Annotated in this window: 16 protein-coding genes and 1 tRNA gene; 2 read left to right on the top strand and 15 right to left on the bottom strand. The window is 63.6% G+C overall.

What is annotated here, in order from left to right; all coding sequences use genetic code 11:
* Nucleotides 1-101: 101 nt before the first annotated feature.
* On the top strand, nt 102-509 hold the full coding sequence (locus K8M09_RS11225) for a hypothetical protein (RefSeq protein WP_160786933.1): 408 nt from the start codon (nt 102-104) through the stop codon (nt 507-509).
* 218 nt (nt 510-727) lie between these two features.
* Here K8M09_RS11225 and K8M09_RS11220 read toward each other — a convergent pair whose 3' ends face one another.
* Nucleotides 728-1,480 (bottom strand): SIMPL domain-containing protein, encoded by a 753-nt coding sequence (locus K8M09_RS11220; protein WP_160786934.1) that lies wholly within the window; start codon nt 1,478-1,480, stop codon nt 728-730.
* Nucleotides 1,481-1,636: 156 nt separating this feature from the next.
* Between K8M09_RS11220 and K8M09_RS11215 the strand changes: the two genes are divergently transcribed.
* Nucleotides 1,637-1,712, top strand: a tRNA-Ile gene (locus K8M09_RS11215).
* A gap of 267 nt (nt 1,713-1,979) precedes the next feature.
* Here the strand turns inward: K8M09_RS11215 and K8M09_RS11210 are convergent.
* From K8M09_RS11210 to K8M09_RS11145, 14 genes are all read right to left on the bottom strand, one after another.
* Complete coding sequence (locus K8M09_RS11210; RefSeq protein WP_160786935.1) at nt 1,980-2,480, bottom strand: hypothetical protein; 501 nt, start codon at nt 2,478-2,480, stop codon at nt 1,980-1,982.
* Between the two features lie 176 nt (nt 2,481-2,656).
* Nucleotides 2,657-3,664, bottom strand: a complete 1,008-nt coding sequence (locus tag K8M09_RS11205) for a phage late control D family protein (RefSeq protein ID WP_160786936.1) — start codon at nt 3,662-3,664, stop codon at nt 2,657-2,659.
* Between the two features lie 2 nt (nt 3,665-3,666).
* A complete protein-coding gene (locus K8M09_RS11200) occupies nt 3,667-3,888 on the bottom strand; it encodes a tail protein X (protein ID WP_160786937.1) in 222 nt (73 codons plus the stop codon).
* Complete coding sequence (locus K8M09_RS11195; RefSeq protein ID WP_160786938.1) at nt 3,885-4,352, bottom strand: phage tail protein; 468 nt, start codon at nt 4,350-4,352, stop codon at nt 3,885-3,887. The genes K8M09_RS11200 and K8M09_RS11195 overlap by 4 nt, the downstream gene beginning before the upstream one ends.
* The gene (locus K8M09_RS11190) at nt 4,349-6,418 is read right to left on the bottom strand and encodes a phage tail tape measure protein (RefSeq protein ID WP_160786939.1); all 2,070 of its coding nucleotides are present in this window, start codon (nt 6,416-6,418) and stop codon (nt 4,349-4,351) included. Before K8M09_RS11190 ends, K8M09_RS11195 begins: the two co-directional genes overlap by 4 nt.
* 160 nt (nt 6,419-6,578) lie before the next feature.
* On the bottom strand, nt 6,579-7,061 hold the full coding sequence (locus K8M09_RS11185) for a hypothetical protein (protein WP_160786940.1): 483 nt from the start codon (nt 7,059-7,061) through the stop codon (nt 6,579-6,581).
* 68 nt (nt 7,062-7,129) lie between these two features.
* Complete coding sequence (locus K8M09_RS11180; protein WP_160786941.1) at nt 7,130-7,672, bottom strand: phage major tail tube protein; 543 nt, start codon at nt 7,670-7,672, stop codon at nt 7,130-7,132.
* Nucleotides 7,673-7,684: 12 nt separating this feature from the next.
* Complete coding sequence (locus tag K8M09_RS11175) at nt 7,685-8,941, bottom strand: phage tail sheath protein (protein ID WP_160786942.1); 1,257 nt, start codon at nt 8,939-8,941, stop codon at nt 7,685-7,687.
* A 158-nt stretch (nt 8,942-9,099) separates the two neighbouring features.
* Nucleotides 9,100-9,492: a hypothetical protein gene (locus K8M09_RS11170; RefSeq protein WP_160786943.1), complete on the bottom strand. Its 393-nt coding sequence runs from the start codon at nt 9,490-9,492 to the stop codon at nt 9,100-9,102.
* Nucleotides 9,493-9,494: 2 nt separating this feature from the next.
* The gene (locus K8M09_RS11165; protein ID WP_160786944.1) at nt 9,495-11,048 is read right to left on the bottom strand and encodes a hypothetical protein; all 1,554 of its coding nucleotides are present in this window, start codon (nt 11,046-11,048) and stop codon (nt 9,495-9,497) included.
* 10 nt (nt 11,049-11,058) lie between these two features.
* Nucleotides 11,059-14,268, bottom strand: a complete 3,210-nt coding sequence (locus K8M09_RS11160; RefSeq protein WP_160786945.1) for a DUF4815 domain-containing protein — start codon at nt 14,266-14,268, stop codon at nt 11,059-11,061.
* Nucleotides 14,269-15,390, bottom strand: a complete 1,122-nt coding sequence (locus K8M09_RS11155) for a phage tail protein (protein WP_160786946.1) — start codon at nt 15,388-15,390, stop codon at nt 14,269-14,271.
* On the bottom strand, nt 15,387-16,256 hold the full coding sequence (locus K8M09_RS11150; RefSeq protein ID WP_160786947.1) for a baseplate J/gp47 family protein: 870 nt from the start codon (nt 16,254-16,256) through the stop codon (nt 15,387-15,389). The genes K8M09_RS11155 and K8M09_RS11150 overlap by 4 nt, the downstream gene beginning before the upstream one ends.
* On the bottom strand, nt 16,253-16,654 hold the full coding sequence (locus K8M09_RS11145) for a GPW/gp25 family protein (protein ID WP_160786948.1): 402 nt from the start codon (nt 16,652-16,654) through the stop codon (nt 16,253-16,255). The genes K8M09_RS11150 and K8M09_RS11145 overlap by 4 nt, the downstream gene beginning before the upstream one ends.
* Between the last annotated feature and the right edge of the window lie 12 nt (nt 16,655-16,666).

The following is a 16,666-nucleotide window of genomic DNA, read 5'->3' as shown; positions in this document are numbered from 1 at the left end:
AGGCTGAACGGCGGATTCGGATTTCGTTCAGGCGGGCCGCCATATGGTTTCCTCAATCGCCGGACAGAACGGCCCGGCCGGAACGAACAGGAGAACCTTCCATGACCAGCATTCTGAAAAAGACCATCCTTGCCGCCGTCCTCGGTCTTAGCGCCGTGACTGCCGCTGTTCCGGCCGCCTCCGCCGCCAGCCTCAGCGTGACGATCGACAATGTCGGTTATCGCAACGGCTTCCTCCAGGTCCAGGATTATGACGGCGGCTGGGATCGCGGTCGCCGCGGTCACGATCGCGACCGCTGGGACGATCGCCGCGATCGCCGCCACGGGGACTGGGGTCGCCGCGGCCGCTGCTCGCCGGATCTGGCCGTCGCCAAGGCCCGCGATTTCGGCATGCGCCGCGCCCGTGTCGTCGACATGTCGCCGCGCCGCGTCGTGGTCGAAGGCTTCCGCCACGGCGACTATCGCCGCATCGTCTTCATCAACGACCGCGGTTGCCCGATCTGGCGCTGAGCCATCATACGAGGACAAAGGGGGAGGCGCCTTTGGCGCTCACCTGAAGGACGTCGTCCAGCTTGTCACCCCCGGCCGCTGGACGGCCGCCCTCCCGGTCTCGCCGGGAGGGTTTTCGGGTTTGGAGTGTAGCCTCCACCGCTTTCGCCGAATGTTCGAAGACCAACAAAAAGGGCCGGTTTCCCGGCCCTTCGTCTTTTGCCGCTATCCGGCGCGGCTTATTTGCCGAGCGCGAAGGTCACGTTGACCACGACGGAATAGCTGTTCTCGCCGGTGGCGACCGGAACCGCGCCGCCGGCGGCGAAGTCCTTGGCCATGGCGCGCATCATCGGCATCGGTTCGGCGCGGAAGCTCGTCTCGGAGATTTCCAGCACACGGCCGAGGCCGACGCCGGCGGCGGCTGTCAGTTCCTTGGCCTTGGCGATGGCGTTCTCCACGGCGCGCGCGCGGGCGGTGCTGACAGCGGCGTCCGGCTTGTCGTTGACGAAGCGGATGCCGCCGCCATGGTTGGCGCCGAGCGTCACGGCCTTGTCGAGGATCTCGCCGAGCTTGGAAAGGTCGCGCACGCGTAGCGTGACCGTGTTGGTGACCTGGAAGCCGAGGAGGATCGGCGGCGGGTTCTCGCCCGTCGAACTCTGCGGAAACTGATATTGCGGGTTGATCGCGAAGCCGGAGGTCTGCAGGTCGCGGGCTTCGATGCCGGCGTCCTTCATGGCTGCGAGAATGTCGGCCATGGCCTTGTTGTTGGCGTCCAGCGCCTCGCGGGCCGTCTTGGCGTCCTTGACGACGCCGAGGTCGACCAGCGCCATGTCCGGCGCCATCTCGGCCGTGCCCTCTCCGGTGACGATGACGGTCGATTCGCGCGGCCTTGCGGTCTCCTGCGCCTGGGCGGCCAGCGGTGCGGCGGCGGCTGCAAGGGCCAGGGTGAGGGCGACGAGGCCGGTGCGGCGGCTCAAGCTTCCATGGAACATGCGGGAATATCTCCTGATAGTTGTGTCCCTTGCCCCGTTCATCGCCCGGCATTGTGTAGAGAATACGGCGACATGCTTGTGAGGCGGCCCGATTTCGTCTAGACGCTTTCCAGCCGTCGGCCGCCATTGACCGACGGCCCCGGCGCGCCGCCGGACGGGCCTGTAGCTCAATGGTTAGAGCCGGCGGCTCATAACCGCTTGGTTGGGGGTTCGAGTCCCTCCGGGCCCACCAGTTCCTTTGCTGTTCGCCACATACATTTGAACTTTCGCCTCGAAATTTGAGCAAAATCGCCCGAATTCTCTTTTGGGTTGTTGTAGCTCGCCGCGAATTTCCGGAATTTTGACACCAGAAATCGGAATTTTGGTTTTTCCACTCGACCTGTCAAAAATATCCTTTGAAGCGTCTTTGAGGCGATTTCACATCTCGGATTAAGCAGAGATAGCCTTGGTTAAATCCAAGAATGATGAGGAGGCGCAAAACCGCCTCCTCACGACAAAATCACTTCTGTCCCGCCATGCACTTTACCAGTGCCGCACCGGCCTTCGTGGAACCGCGAGCGGTGAGAAGGAACGGACGGTCGCTGATGCCGTCCTTGATCGCAATTTGCTTCGTTGCAGCGGCAAAGGCTTTAACGAAGGCCTCGGAATTCTCCTTCGACAACTGGGTCTCCGCCGCCGCGATGTTGTCGCCAACAGCCCCGACACGCCCAACCTGGCCGAGGATCTTCGCGCCATCAATGGCGAATTCCATCTCCGGGGTAACGTCAGAGAGTCCAGCTTCGAAAGCAAACCCTGGTACGGCGCGCACCATTAATCCCGGTTGAGCGGTATCACAAATGATTAGGACACCCGAGCGTACGGAGTTGGAGTAATCGACGGTTGTCCTGTTGCCGCCCGAAAAAGGATCGTCTTCGCTTTCCGCCGTCCAACTATTGAAACCGGCAATAGCCGGCGTGCCGGATGCGAGCAGAAGAGCGCAAAGCCCTGTGATAAGTCGCATTCAAACCCCCTTTGTTCCCTGCAACCTCATGGTGGTTTAGACCAAACATTAAGGCATTGCCAGTTGCTGGGCTGAACGTCGGATCAGCAATGCCCATAAACTGGCCGTTGGGTGTATTTCACTTTTTCAAAGAGCTTACGGAGTTCGACAGGCCGGCCTTCCGTAACGACGTCACTTCAGCTCGCCTTCGTTCGCGCCGCAAATTCCGGCGTCATCAACCACCCTCCGCTTTCGTCGAATGTGAACTCATGGGTGATGGTCTGCGCCACCATGTTGAGGCCCGCCCATCCTCCGAAGCCGATCAGTTCGACCGGCGCGCCGGCCATGGCCTGCACATCACCCTCGACGGTGACGTTGCCGTCGATCGTCGCGCGGGCGAGGTCGAGCGCTTCGGCCTTGCTGCGCTGTTTCGCCTCGCCGGCCGATGGTGCTGGATGAAGGGCGAGGAATCGGGCGGCCTGTCCGAGGCCCCGCGCGGCCTCCAGCCGGGAAAAGCCCCGGTCCTCGTCGAAATAGCTCGCCTGGACCTCCCCGTATTCCGGCCGGCCCTCTGTCGACAGGCCGCAGGACGTCACGTCGTCGGCCGAGATCGTGAGCGTCGGGATCGTGGAGCCGCCCGCCGTCTCGCCGCTGTTCTTCATGGTGACGAGCCAGCGGCCGTTCGCGGGCTTGACCGTCGCGCCTAGCTCGTCGGCGAAGGCCTGGGCGAACCCCATGGCCGATTGCTGGTGGCGAAGACGATACGGGATGGCGATGTCGTCGATCGAGGGATGCACGGTGGCGCTCTTGCCGACGCCGGTGGCAAGCTTGCGGAAGATGTCGCCGGCCGTCGTCTCCTCGAAATGCTCCATATCCGCCGCCTTGTCGGCATCGACGAAGTCGGCCGACCGGCATGTGACCGTCATTACCCAGCCGCGCTCGGGATCGAAGTTCAAGCTGGCGTTCTGGAAGGTGAAGAGACCGGCATCCTTCAGCGCCGACGCGTCCCATCCATAGAGGAGACGATACTTCGTGTCTTTGGCCGGCGGTGCCTGCAAAGGCGGCGCAACGGAGAAATCGATCTCCAGCTCGTCGGCCTCGCCGCCCTCGCAATCGGTGAAGCGGACGGCCATGACGGCGCTGCCCCAGCCTGGAAGGAGGTCGGTGCCGGAAGCGCCGATAATCTGAACGACGGGCTTGCGCATGATTACTCCCAGGCCAGCACGAAGCGCTTGGCCGCAGTCTTCGGTGTGAACGTCGCCGGCAGGCGGATGAGGGTCTCGGCTGGCACCATGGCGGCTGTCATCATTGCCGCAAGGCCGGGATTTGCCTCCAGCAGTGCTTCCACGGTGCCACGGTTCTCGGTTTGCATGAGCCTGCGCGCGATCCGGTCGATGCGCTCGCCGCCGAGCGGGACGGGATAGGTCATCCGAGCAGGCCTCCAAGATTGATGATGTTCAGCCCGCCGCCAAGCGCGGCCGAAGGCGGCAGCAACAGGAGACCGAGCGACACGTCCACCTTGCGGCCGACGCCGTCGAACGGGTGCAGGCGCTCCTCGTCGGTGTCTATGGTCTCGATGACGCAAAGGCCGTTGACGTCGCCAAGGTAATTGCCGCGCAGCCGCACATAGGGAACGACGGACTGGCCGCGATGATGCGCCTTCAGGATGGCATAGGCATCGAGGCCACCGACAACGTGCGGGAAGGTCACGGCCTCAAGGGTGATGCGCTCGGGATCGACGCCGGTCTTCTGAACGCGGAACCCGGACTGCACCGAATGCACCGGAAAGCGTGCGGTCGAGGAATAGCTGATGCGCTGCGGGTTGAGGCCGACCGTGTAGAGGATCGCGCCACCGATCGAGATGAGCGCGCCATAGGGCTTCAAGGCGCTCATGCGAGACTCCGGCCGGTATCATAGAGGGTCCGCGCCTGCGCCTTCTGGATCTCGCGCCGGCTTTGCCGCGCGGCATGCATCGAGTTCGGCGAAACGATCGTCTGGTTGAACCTGTTGGAGGTCGGCGAGATGGACGTATGCTGCTGGCCCGTCGTCGCGGCAGCGCCACCACCGCTGGGAGGCACATAAGTCGGCTGGATCGTGGGAGTTACGGTGAAGCCGAACATTGCCTTGATGCTATCGGCGATCGAGCCGGCAATACCTTGCGCCTTCGCGCCCTCGGCTGAAAGGGCTTCATTGTAGCCTTCCATGCTGCTTTGCGCGGTTCCTCGCAGATCAACACCCATATGCTCACGTAGGTTGAAGTCTTTTTCAGCGCCCTTGCCAAAGAGGAAACGCTGGATAGCGGACGGCTCGCCGCCAGTGCTGGCGGTCCCTTTTAGGAATAGCTTTAGCCCCTCTGCCGCGATGCCCGAGGCGGGGAGGCCCTTTATCGGGTCTTTCTCTGGAGCCTCGCGAGCCGCTTCGATATTCTCGGAGATCGTGCGCATGACACTGGTCAGGACAGGCAGAAGCGGCTTGGCAAGGTCCTTGATATTCTGACCGACATTCGAGGTCAGACGGTCTTTTTGAGAGTTAAAATTATCCGTCGCATTGTCATAGCCAGCCGAGGTGACCCCCTTCGCGCTCTCCATTTTCGCCATCAATGCCTCGACCTCTTTCAGGTCCTTGAAAACGGCGGCGAGACCCTTGAACGACTCGTCGTTTCGGAACAGGTCGCGCATCTTGGTTTCATCACCGCCCACTGCCTCGCGATACGCCTTGATGAGGGCAAGGACAGGGTCTTGCCCCGACTTGGCTGCCGCCTCCTTCACTGCAGACGCGTCAACCCCATAGTCCTTCTTTGCCCGTACGGTGACTTCGGGCGCCATCATGTCCCGGAGCATGGCTTCGAAGGAGGTTTTCGCCTGATCTGGTGAGCCGGAGGATTTCATGATGGACTGCGCCAGCGCAGTTGCCAGATTGACACCTCCAGCGCCGGTCGATCCTTGCACGGCCATGGCGGCCAACATCGACGGGAAGTTCCGAGCCATGTCCGGGACTTCAAACTTCCCAGAATTGCCACCCACCGTCATAGCATCAAAGACGGCGAGCAAATCTTTGGGGGCAATTTTCATATTGTTGCGCAGTGCTGTGGCCGTGTTGGCTGCATCGCCCACGTCGGAATTTGTCGATTTGGCAAAGCGAACGACATCATCCATCATCGTTGCAGCTTCACCATGCTCCAGCCCACCGGCTTGGAGCAGCCCGAACACCTGCATTGCACCCTGCTTGCCTATCCCATGCTTGGGGCCGATCTTCCCCATCAGGGCGTCATAACGGCGCTTCTCTTCATCGCTGAAGCCGCCGGTATTCTGGATTTGGTCGAGGGTGAATTCGTCGTTCCCCGCCGCGTTGACGGCCGCGCCGGCAACAACAGCCGCGCCTGCGGGCACCGCGCCAACCATATAGGCACCACCAGCTCCGAGCGCGATCGGCAGGCCAAACTGATCAACAGCACCTTCCGCCGCATTCAGAAAACCCGAGCCGCTCCGACCAACGGGAATATGGCTGTATCCAAGCCCGCCCCCCTTCGCCACCGCAGGGCCGCGCCAGCCGCGCATCTTCTGCTCGGCGCGCTCGGCTGCCTGTCCGATCTCTGCTATAGCCTGCTTCGCGGCATGGGCGTCCTGCTTCAGTCCGGCAAATGCGCCATTGTCCATTCGGCCTATAGCAGCTCGCGTCTCGTTGGCCTCGGCCTTGATGCTGCCGATCGCGGCGGCAGCGTCGCGGGCCTCGCCCTTCAAGCCATTGAGGCCGCTACCGACCTTGCCGAGTTTCTGGCGCGCCTCGTCAGCATTGCTGCCAATCGTGCGGATATCGCGAGCCAGGGCGTCGCCGCCGTTGGAACGGCCAAGGCGCTTGGCGGCCTCGTCGAGGTCCTTGATGTCTCGCTCTGCCTTGTCGGCATCGCGGCCCTGGTAATGCATCCTCAGTCGCAGAGCGACATCAAGCGTACTGTTCATCGCTTACCCCATGTCTCCCCGTAGATACTTTTCGCCTCTGGAAACCAGCGAAGGGCCTCGTCCCATGGCATCGCGAGAAGGTCACTCAAGGACGTCGAGAAGCTGCTTGAAATACGAGCCATGACCGACCGCCAGCGCCGATAGTCGATGATGACGCGCGTCAGCTTGCCGTCGTCACCGGGCGCAACAGTCGGGGCAAAAAATCGAAGCACGCTCCCGTTACCCTCTCGCCGTCGACATCGATGAGGCCGCGCAGGACCGGCGCAGGCACTCCGGTCATGACTGCGTAGATGTCGAACATGTCCGGCGCGTCGGCTGCCCGGCCATCGAGGATGTTGCCCACCGCCCCGACCGTCAGCCGTCGCACGGTGATTTCGGTGACGTGGCCGAGGACAGGATGTGTGAACGGAAAGTCGAGCGGCTGCACGACCATCGTCGGAATGTCGAAATTGAGCTGGGCTATCTCGCGCTCGACCGGGGCCTGCTGATCAGTCGCACTGACCTTCTTTGCGTCGCCGGAATTGTCCAGCGCCTCCCACTGGTCGACAGGCGGCAGCGGGATTTCTGCGACCTTGACGGCGAGCCGATCGTCTTTTTCCAGCGCAGTCTCGATTTTCATTGTCTGCGGGGCATTCGAAGTCACTTTGAAACCTCCTCAAAGCAGAACCAGCCGCAGACGCGGCCGGCGAAAAACACCCCCATCCGCGCCGATCAGGCGCGAATGAGGCGATTATGCTCGGCGGTGTAATTGATGCCGTCGATGATCAGGGTGTTGTTCTGGACGTCGAACTTGTGGACGGTCTGGCCGTCCAAGATGTCGTGGTAGAGCACGATCGATGACCAGACGAGCCGGGTCTTCCCGCTCGACTTCTGCCCTTTCACGCCCGCCTGAGCGTATTCATTGAGCAGTCCCTTCAGAAACACGACGCGGCCGAGGTTCTGCGCCGCGCCGTTGGCGACTTCGCCAGTCGAGTTCGACGGGAAGACATTCAGCAGGTTCTCGTAGTACGAGACCGTCGTCCAGTCGCCGGGTTCGCGGCCGAACCGGGCCTTGAGGTCCTTGTGGACCCCTTCCACCGTCATCTCGGCGGTGAGCGGCTGCACTTCGGCCGGCAGTTCGAACGAAAACCACCCACCGCCCATGACGAGCTGCATCATCTCACGGCGCAGCACCGGCAGGGTCGTTTCGTCGGCGCGAAGGCGCTGGTTGATCTCGCCGCAGTACCAGTTGGCACCCCTGATCAGGCCGTCCATGAAAATTCTCCTTTAGGCAGTGACGCGCACGTTGGATAGGCCGAGCTGCGAGAGCGCGGAGGCAATTGCCGCCTGCAGCACGTCGAAAGCCTCCGGCATGGCTTCATCGTAGAGCTGGAGGTCTACGAGGTCGGGCGTCTCGGCCCAGCGCATCTTCGTGCGCAGACCACCGGCCTCCAGCAAGGTTGCCGGGTTCATGGCCTTCGACCAGATCAGCTCGTAGTCGATGAGCGCGCCGAGCGTGACGAGATCGCCCAGGAACTGGTCGGCCGCCCGATAGATCAGCGAGACGACATGCCCGGTGATGTCCTCGGACATGTACTGGCGCAGCGGCCGCAGCATCGCCTTCTCGACGGCGCGGCGGGTGCGGATTTTCTTGATGGACCGCCAGCTCTTCACGGTCGGGTCCGTCGCCGTTGTGAAGGGTGCCCACAGCAGATTGCCTTCGATGATGGTGCCGACGCCGGCCTGGGCGAGCAGGTTGGCCTCGGAGCTGACATCGCCATCGGTGTAGCCGACCGGCACGGACGGGGCGAGGATGCCCTGCAGCGGGCGGTTCCAGAAGGCTTTGTAGGGGCCGCCGGTTTCCTTGTCCCGGCGCACCATGGCGGCGGCGACGTTGGCCGAGATCGGCCGCGTGACGTTTCCTGCGCCGAGGTTCACGACGCCGCCCGGATACATGGCGACGACATTGAGGGCCGTCGCGAAGTCCTCGGCCCATTCGATCGCGGCCTCCACGGAGGTGGACGGCGTGTCGGCAATGACGATGCAGTCGATGATCCGGTCGCAGATCGTGCGGGCGGTCGTCGCGACGGCATTGGCCGCGCCGCCGAGGCGATGGGCCATATAGCCGGGCGAGATGATGCTGCCCGGCTCGATCTTGATGTGGCTCTTGGCGTCCAGCAGCGCCCACATGCCGGTCTTGGAACCTGCGCTGCCGACGATCGAATTGATTTCCGCCTCCAGCTTCGCGGCCGGATCGGTCAGGGTCGAATGCTCGGAACGGACGAAGGCGAGATCGGTGACGATGCCTTCCGTCAGGAACTGGTCGACGGTGTCGCGCGCAATGCCCGCGCCGAGCTTCTCGACCTGCTCGGGATCGTCGATCGACAGGCGCACCGGCTCGTCGAGCGGGAAAACCGTGTTGTCGGCAGCGGGTGCCGGCAGGCAGACGCCGACGACGGTGCTGTTGCGCGTGTCGATCTTGGCGACGGTGCTACGCAGGTTCGAAAACCCGCGTACGCCGACAAAGTCCGTGGTGCCTGACATTGGTCGTCCCTGCTGATGGTTCAAAGCTGGGGCGACGTTAGGCGTGGGCGGAATAGAAAAAGGGCTGACAGTTGTCAGCCCCTTGATCGCTAAGTCCGCTTCTGCGGTGGAAGATGCGCGTTCCCCGGCCGAAAATCAACCCGGCGCGCGGCCGGACGTCAGGTTATGAGGAAGGCCTTGCTCCAGAGGTCATCCATGTAGGCCGAGGAGAAGCCCTTCATCGCAGCGAAGTAATCCACGAACCAGTTGGTGCGCAGGAAGGTCGTCGCGCCGCAGAGGGCCATGCGCGCCTGCCATTCGATATCCTCGTCGAGAATGGCTGCGACGAGGGTTTCGAACTCTGCCGGCAGCGTGCCGGACGTGATGGCGGCCAAGGCCTCCTCCTTCGTGATCAGCTCCCGGTTCGCCAACTCCTGGAAGAACTGACGGCGGGAAATCTCATTCGGAGGCGGCTCGGGCGCTATCGGCTCAAGGGCTGCGATTTCCTCCGGCGTCAGCGGGATTTCCTGACGCTCGCCGGTTGCGAGGTCATAAACAACACGAAACGTCATGATCAGAACTCCCACCAGATTTTCGCAGTGCCGGACATGGTTGCTGCTGACCCGGTCGAGAGGCGCAGGCGCGATAGCGCTGCTGAAAGGCCAGTTGCCTTTCCGTAACCGAAGAAAGCACCTCCTGCACCGTACTGGCCAGAAACTTCGATATGCCAGGCATTACCGCTCTGTTTTGTCAGGACGTATCGAGCAAGGCGAGATGTTTGAGACGCACCGTCATCGAAAAACGAAGCACTTGAGGCGGCAGCGCTCGATCCGGTGGTAACAAATCTAGCCGCCGCACCACTGTAGCCAGACCCGGCGAACGACGATGCGTCACCCAATTCCAATCGCGGTCCAACATTCGTTGAAAACGTGGCATCGACATCAAGCGTCACGCGCTGCACATCGGCAGGTATGCCGGTTAATTCAACGGACGTCCCGGAAAGAGCAATCGTCCCGCCGTTGCGGAGCCTCATCGCCTGCCGCACCCGCAGCGCCGTCATGAGCTTCGTATTGTCAGTTCCGGCGACCGCTTCCATCTCCGTCGCGAGCGCATTGAAGAGCGCGGAAAGGTCCGCCATGCCCTCAATCGTGATCGCGCCAAATGCCTTGATGTACGGCAGATAAGTGATGCCCTTCGGGCGGGTTTCATCGCCAGTGCGCGCACCGGGCGAATTGGCGGTGTCGAGGGTCAAGACGTCCTGACCGCGTGTGGTGCCAACTGTCGTGCCCGAAGCACTAGGTCCGGTTTGCGTGCTGGCAGAAAAAGCACCGTCAGCCGCCACCACAAACGCCGATCCAGCTACGTCGGTAGATCGAACACGTATCGACCCGGTTATGCGCTGCATCTGGTCGGCCTGCACCGAGCCAACCGGCAGGCTCCCGCCTGCAGCACGCCGGAAGCGATTGGCGGTCACTTCGTCAGGGAGCAACGGGTCCGTCCCGTTATGTCCGAACGGACTGCCGGCGGCCAGCAACGCGGCGCGCAGTTCTGGGGTGACCGGGGTGCATGGCGCTCCGTTGGCGAGGAGATAGCCATAGGCTTCCAGCGGCACAGCAGAATGAACCATGGTTCCAATGGGCACGCCGCGCTTCTGGATTTCGGCCATCAGGTCATCATTGAGGACATCCAGCCCTGCCGCCACCTCGTCGCGCGTCGGACGGTCGGTCAACGCGGTGACAAGGCCCGTCACCTCGGAAATCAGATGCGGGTGCACGCCCAGCGCCGCCAGCGCCGTGGACGGTACGAACAGCCCGCCGCTCGACTTCACCAGGACATAGTTCACCGGCGCGGCAGTCGCCCCGTCGACGTCGGTGAGATCGTCGAGCTTGAACTGGCGATCGGCCGGCATCTTCGCATTGAGCGCGTCGACCAGGCCGGTGATTGTCTCCATCGCCTGATCGTGGTCGGCAGGCGCCAGTAAAACCACCGCCTGCCGCAGGGCATGAATGAAGGCATCGACCATGTCCAAGGCTAGCGCCAGCTCATCGAATTGCTCGTCGATGTTACGGGACGGCACCCGCGCGCGGTTCGGCTTCGGAATGAGGAGGTGTTCGGTTGTGTCAGCCATGGCGTGCTCCTCAGAATACGGCGGCGGAATAGTGGCCGGCGACAAGGCGCGAGGCCGGGCCGCCCGTGCCGACGAGCTTCAGGCGGCAGGCCGTGCCGGTCTGCCCCGTCAGCTCGTGCTTGCGGTCGACCCACAGCGGGAAGGCCAGTTGCTCGTTGTCGACGACCGGCATGTTGACGAAGGGGCCGCCGTCGATCGACAGGCTGGCCGCGATGGTCGAGCCGCCGGGAAGATAGGCCTTGAAGTAGTTCGCGATCCGCACCGCCTCGCCGATCGCGAACGCCCGGGAGATGTAGGTGAACTCCTCGTGGATATGACCCGCGACCAGAACGACCGGCGCATAAAGGATCGGCGAGAGCTTCGAAGTGCCTTTGAGGATGGCCCGGAGCTGCACCGTTTCCGTGATGTATTCGGTGAGCTGGAGCACCTGCAGAGGAGCCAGCCGGTACTTCGTGCCATTGGTGCGCTCCACCTCGAACTCGACCGAGCAGCCGGCCGACGGGATCTCGACGGTCGCACGCACTTCAAGGTCCGAGCACGCGACTAGGTCGAAGCTCCCCAGCTCGACGATCTTGGTCGTCACCGGATAGGACGAGGCGATGACGCGGAAAGCCAGCGCCTCATCCTGGTGCGCCGTCCAGGTCGATGCGTTGACGGAGGAGAAGCGCGGCGAAGGTGTATACGGGTGCCCCGATATCTTCTGCTGCAGCTCCTGGTCAAAGCCGCCGAGCTTGGCGATGGAAATAGAATGATCGGCATCGTCGGTCTTGATGACGAAGCCGTGCAGCGTCTGCGGCGTCGTCGTGATCGGCAAGCTCCAGCGCGCCGGCTTCCAGCCGACGACGGCCCCCACCATCGGCACGATGGCCTCGGCCTGGACGTCGGTTGTGGGATTGCCGTTGTCCGACGTCACCTGGTTGACGACGATGTGCTTGGCCTCGTCGCCGATATGGCAGAGGTGGAAGTCCACGCCCATGACCTGTCGGGTTTCCGGCAGGGCGAAGAGCTGCGCCTGCGGATCGAGGCCGCGTGATCCGTCCGCGCCGCTACCACGGCCGCCGCCGCCGATCGCCACCATCCGTGGCCGCGTCCATGTCGAGATCGTGGTGACGAGGCGCATGGTGCGCGTTTCCAGCGTGCCCTGGCCGGCGAACATCGCCGTGGCGTCGGTCTGGCCCATGCCCTTGGCGGCGACGATCTTGGAGCCGGCGGTGACGTTCGGCGGGATCGTGAAGGTGCCACTCAGTTCACCCATGCCGTTGGCGGTGTGGACGCCGGCCGGCATCACGTCGACGTCGTCGAAGGTCAGCGTCTCCAGTATCTCACCTGGCGCAAAGCCGGTGATGGTGAAGGCGACCTCGATCTGGCGCAGGAACTCGATCAGCTCCTCGCGGGTGTCGATCAGCTCGGACGATGTCGCCGTGGTTCGAAGCGGGCCGCCGTCCGTCCTCGTACCGCGATTGAACTCGCGCGTGCGCGATGAGGTCCATGTGTCGCGGGTCTCCGTCCAGTAGTCCACCGGCGGCACCAGCTTCAGCGCGCCGGGCAGGAAGTTGAAGTTCTGGTACGGGTTGATCTTCTCGCAGAAGCTTTTCAGCGGCTGCGAGACGATGACCTCCTCGACGGCGTCGAGCATGACCGGCTCGGTCAGCGTCGTCGTGAAGAAGGTGGGGTCGATGGCAAGCTGCAGCATGCCGTCGAAGATCGCGCCGGACTGCGCAAGCCCGGTGTCGCGATAGCTGTCGTCGATGAACGGATCGACGAAGATACCCTTCTTGGCGACCGGCTCCCGGCTGTCGATAGACTGCTGGATACGCTCCAGACCCATGAGGCGCTGCATGTCGAGGAAGGCGAACTTCAACCGGGCAATGTCGGCCTGAGGGTTGAAGACCACGCCGTCGTTCTTGCCATCGATGACGATGCGCGGCGGCCCCATCCAGTCGTTATGCACTTGGCAGAGCTTCAGGGCGTTGTCGGGCGCGGCGGGTGGCAGGCCGTTGGATCGCGCGGAGATGCCCTTGATGTAGAGCGGAGAACCATCCTCGGCGAGGCAAAGGCGGTCGATGCGGGGGAGCTTCGAGGTATAGGCCCCAATGATGGTGCCGCCCGCCGCGCCGCCGGCAACGGTGATCGCCGTGTCGGTGATTGCGGTCGGCTCGACAAGGTCGAGATAGCGGAAGGTGCAGGGATAGCTGACGCCGGCCAAAGGCTCCCCGCCTGCAAGGCCCCAGTTCACCGTGTTGCCGGTGAGTGTGTAATCCACGTCCTTCGTGTAGCCAGTGATGGCGACGATGCTGGTGACGCCCGTCTTCGGCAATCCGTCCTGCCCGTTGGCGATGGGACCGCGCGTGACGTTGACGGTGATTTCCTTGGTCAGCAGGATCGAGTTGACGACGCCGATCGGCGCGAAGTCCACCTCGAACGTGTGGGTGGCACCACCCGGATAGATGTGGGTTTCGCCCGGGATCACCATCTCGTCCCAGTCTTCCGGCTCCTCGTGGCGCAGGGCAACGAGGCGGGACCGCTTGTAGCCGTAGATGTTGGCCTCGCCTTCGGAGATCGAGAAGACCTGCTTGCCGGCATTGGTGGCAAGGTAGGTCACGCGGCAGCCGTGGACGATGTAATTGCCGTTCGGGCGATCCTGCGCCGCGAGCGCGGCGGTGACCGGAGCCATCAGGTTCGGCCCTTCCTGGTCGAGGATCACGCCGTCCTGCAGGATGTAGACGGTGAAGAACAGGCCCGGCTCGTCCGCCTCCCGGCGCGCCCAGGTGGCGCTGCGGATCTCGCGCGCCGCACCGGGTTCACCTTCCGAGACCGTTCCGGCGACCAGGCCAAGAAGGGTGGGATCGTCTTCGTGGGTGACATAGGTGGTGACAAGGCGGATGCCGACATCGATGCGGCCGACCATACCGACGCCGGCCAGCACCCGAGCCGGCACGTCCCAAATATCACCGTCGGCATAAACGCGGCCGGCGGCGATCGTCATGGTTTCGGCCTCGACGTCGATGAAGGCTGCGCCGCCGTCGATGCGGTCGCCATCGTTCACGATCATATGGCCGAGCCGCTTTATGACGCCGCGCTGGATTGTCTGCCACTCATTAAACTCGGCAGCCTGGATGAGGGGTTCCATGCCGTAGAAAACGAGCGCCTGGACAGCGGAGCTGTCCTGAGAGCCACGATCATGAGCGTCGGGCAGACCGGACGGATGTTCAAAGGCCATTTAAAACCTCACTAGAAATTTGAAGCGCTCGCGCACCGTGGCGCGGAGCGGCAGGGAGATCGGGGTTTCGGCAAAGGGTGCGCCGGCTGTCACCTCTTCCGGCTTCAGCCAGAGCCGGCCGGGCGGGACGCCATCGGCAAGGGTGACGCCGGCCATCAAGGCGACCGACCGGGCTTCGACACCATCGGCATCGCGGAAGCCGGTCATGGCCTCGATGTAGGCCGTCTGGCCGGCCGGCGCTGGAGACCAGGACTGGCCGGCGATCTGGTAACGGCCCGAAACGGCCGGGCTGACCGCATGGCAGGCGCGGCAGCGGCGATAGCCGATGACACTGCCGGCGGCGTTCTTCAGCCGGGCGTAGATCGGCCGGGCGGAGAACCATGCCGCCATCAGCGACCGGCGCTGGGCTGCCGGACTTGCGGCCCAGGGAAAGGTTGCAGTCACCCACGGATAGGTCATGGTGACCCACGGAATGCCGCCGGACTCGGGCACCTCGATCCAGTTGCCGATCGCGAGGCCCTCGGCCTCCGTCAGCGTGTGGTCGATATCCATCGTCCGGCCGAACGACCAGAGTGTGCCGCCCGGCTGCAGGCGGATGCCGCTCTCGCGGTCGAGGAGGCTCTGGTTGAGGCGGGACGCGTTGCCGGTCAGCGGGCCGACGTCGTACTGGTGAACGCCGCGCCGGAGGTCCGAGCGCTTGGGGCTGGACAGACGCGTGATGCCCTCGATGCGATCGAGCAGCGGATGATCGCTCGCCGGCAGCACCGGGAAACGAAGCTGGAAGGAATTCCACCAGGCGCGACCGTGCCACGCCGGTTCGGCCGTGGCCGTGATGCCGAGAAATGCGAGACCACGCGCGATCGCCTCATAGGTGCCCCGCACCCGCATCCAGCGCGTGCCCCGACCGTCGAGCAGCTCGTACACGTTATCGACATAGGGCGTCAGCATGCCAAGCCCGTCTTCGAAGACGAGGAACGGCAGGACGTCCGGTGCGGGCGCGATCCGTTTGCCGGTGCGGATGGCGGGCACGGCCGCGCGCAGCTCGGCCCAACGCGCAAAGCGGGTTTCCTCGACGATACGCTCGTAGATGTCGGTGGAGGCGGCAGGAAGGAGCGAGGTCAATAGGCTCTCCCCTTAACGGTCAGGTCGATCGCGCCGATGGAGATGGCTTCGGTCGGCTGGGCGACGACGTCGGCCAACGTGGTGGGCGCGACCTTGTGCACGCCGGCAATCATCAGCTTCGAGACCCACCATTCCACCACGAGGTCGCGGCCTAGGCCTTGCTCTGTCGCCCAGGCGGCGCGCAGGTTCGATATGGCGCGAGCGACCGTGGCTTCGTCGGCGTCGGGCAACAGCCAGATATCGGCGGCAAGGTTCGCGACCTTTTGAATGGCCGGCTGCACCACGATCGTGTCGTTCATCACCTGGGCGGAAGGCAGCGTGACAGCGGCGCGGACGGTATTGAGGAGGCCAGCGCTGGCGACGCCATTCGCCTCCGTCGAGAATATGGCGATGTAGATGACGGGACTGCGCCCGATCCGGTACGGCTCCGCCCACTTCACCCGCAGGTCGGCCGACATGGCGAGGAACTGGTAGCGTTCCTTCGGGCCGGCGGTCGAATGCCCCATGATCCCGAGCAGGATGCGCACCAGGAAGCGGTCGTCATCCTCGCCCGGCATGCGCAGCACCGGCACGCTCGCCGCCAGATGGTCGAGGTTTCCGCGCTTTGCGTAATAGAGGAACGTCGAGCGGAACGTGTCGTTGATCTCGGCGCGCAGCAGCATCTCGCGCGTGCTTTCGGCCTGGTTGTCGATGGCGAACGTGTCGCTATCCAGCATTTCCACGCTGTAGGTCGGCAGGTCGGGATAAAGGAGCTGGGCGTCCGCCCACTTCGCAAGGAAGGCCTGCTTCTGGCGCTCGACGATGGCTTCGTAGTCGAGTTCGCGGATGACGGTTGGCTTCGGCAGGGCGGAAAGATCGATCGTCATGCGGCCCCCAGCGCAACGGTGGTGGTGGCGCGCAGGCCGAGGTCAACGGCAAGGTCGTAGTTTCCGAACCGGCCTTCAGGGAAATAGAGGCCGCCGTGCCGGATGCCGAGCTGGCCGGCGTCCGTCAGCCTGACGAGCTGCAACTGGCCGAGCAGATATTCCGGCTCCCAAAGGGCCGCGCTCGCCACCATCTCATTATAGAGAAGGAGCGCGATGGACGGCGTGAGGTCCTCGGAAAGCAGCGAGCGAAGATCCGCGCCGAATGTCAGGCGCATGACCCGGGTGCCGATCCGGGTGTGCCAGATCTTGCCGAGCGACTGCGCAAGATGCGCCGGGCCGGTGAGCAGCTTGCCCGTCCGTGCGTTAATCCCGACGCGATAGCGGATTTCCCCGGCCATGCTTCAAAGCCT

Origin of the sequence: Shinella zoogloeoides, assembly GCF_020883495.1 — a bacterium.
In the GTDB taxonomy this organism is placed as follows: Bacteria; Pseudomonadota; Alphaproteobacteria; order Rhizobiales; family Rhizobiaceae; genus Shinella; species Shinella zoogloeoides.
The sequence above is the reverse complement of the archived record's forward strand: the minus strand, read 5'-3'. Positions and strand labels throughout refer to the sequence as shown.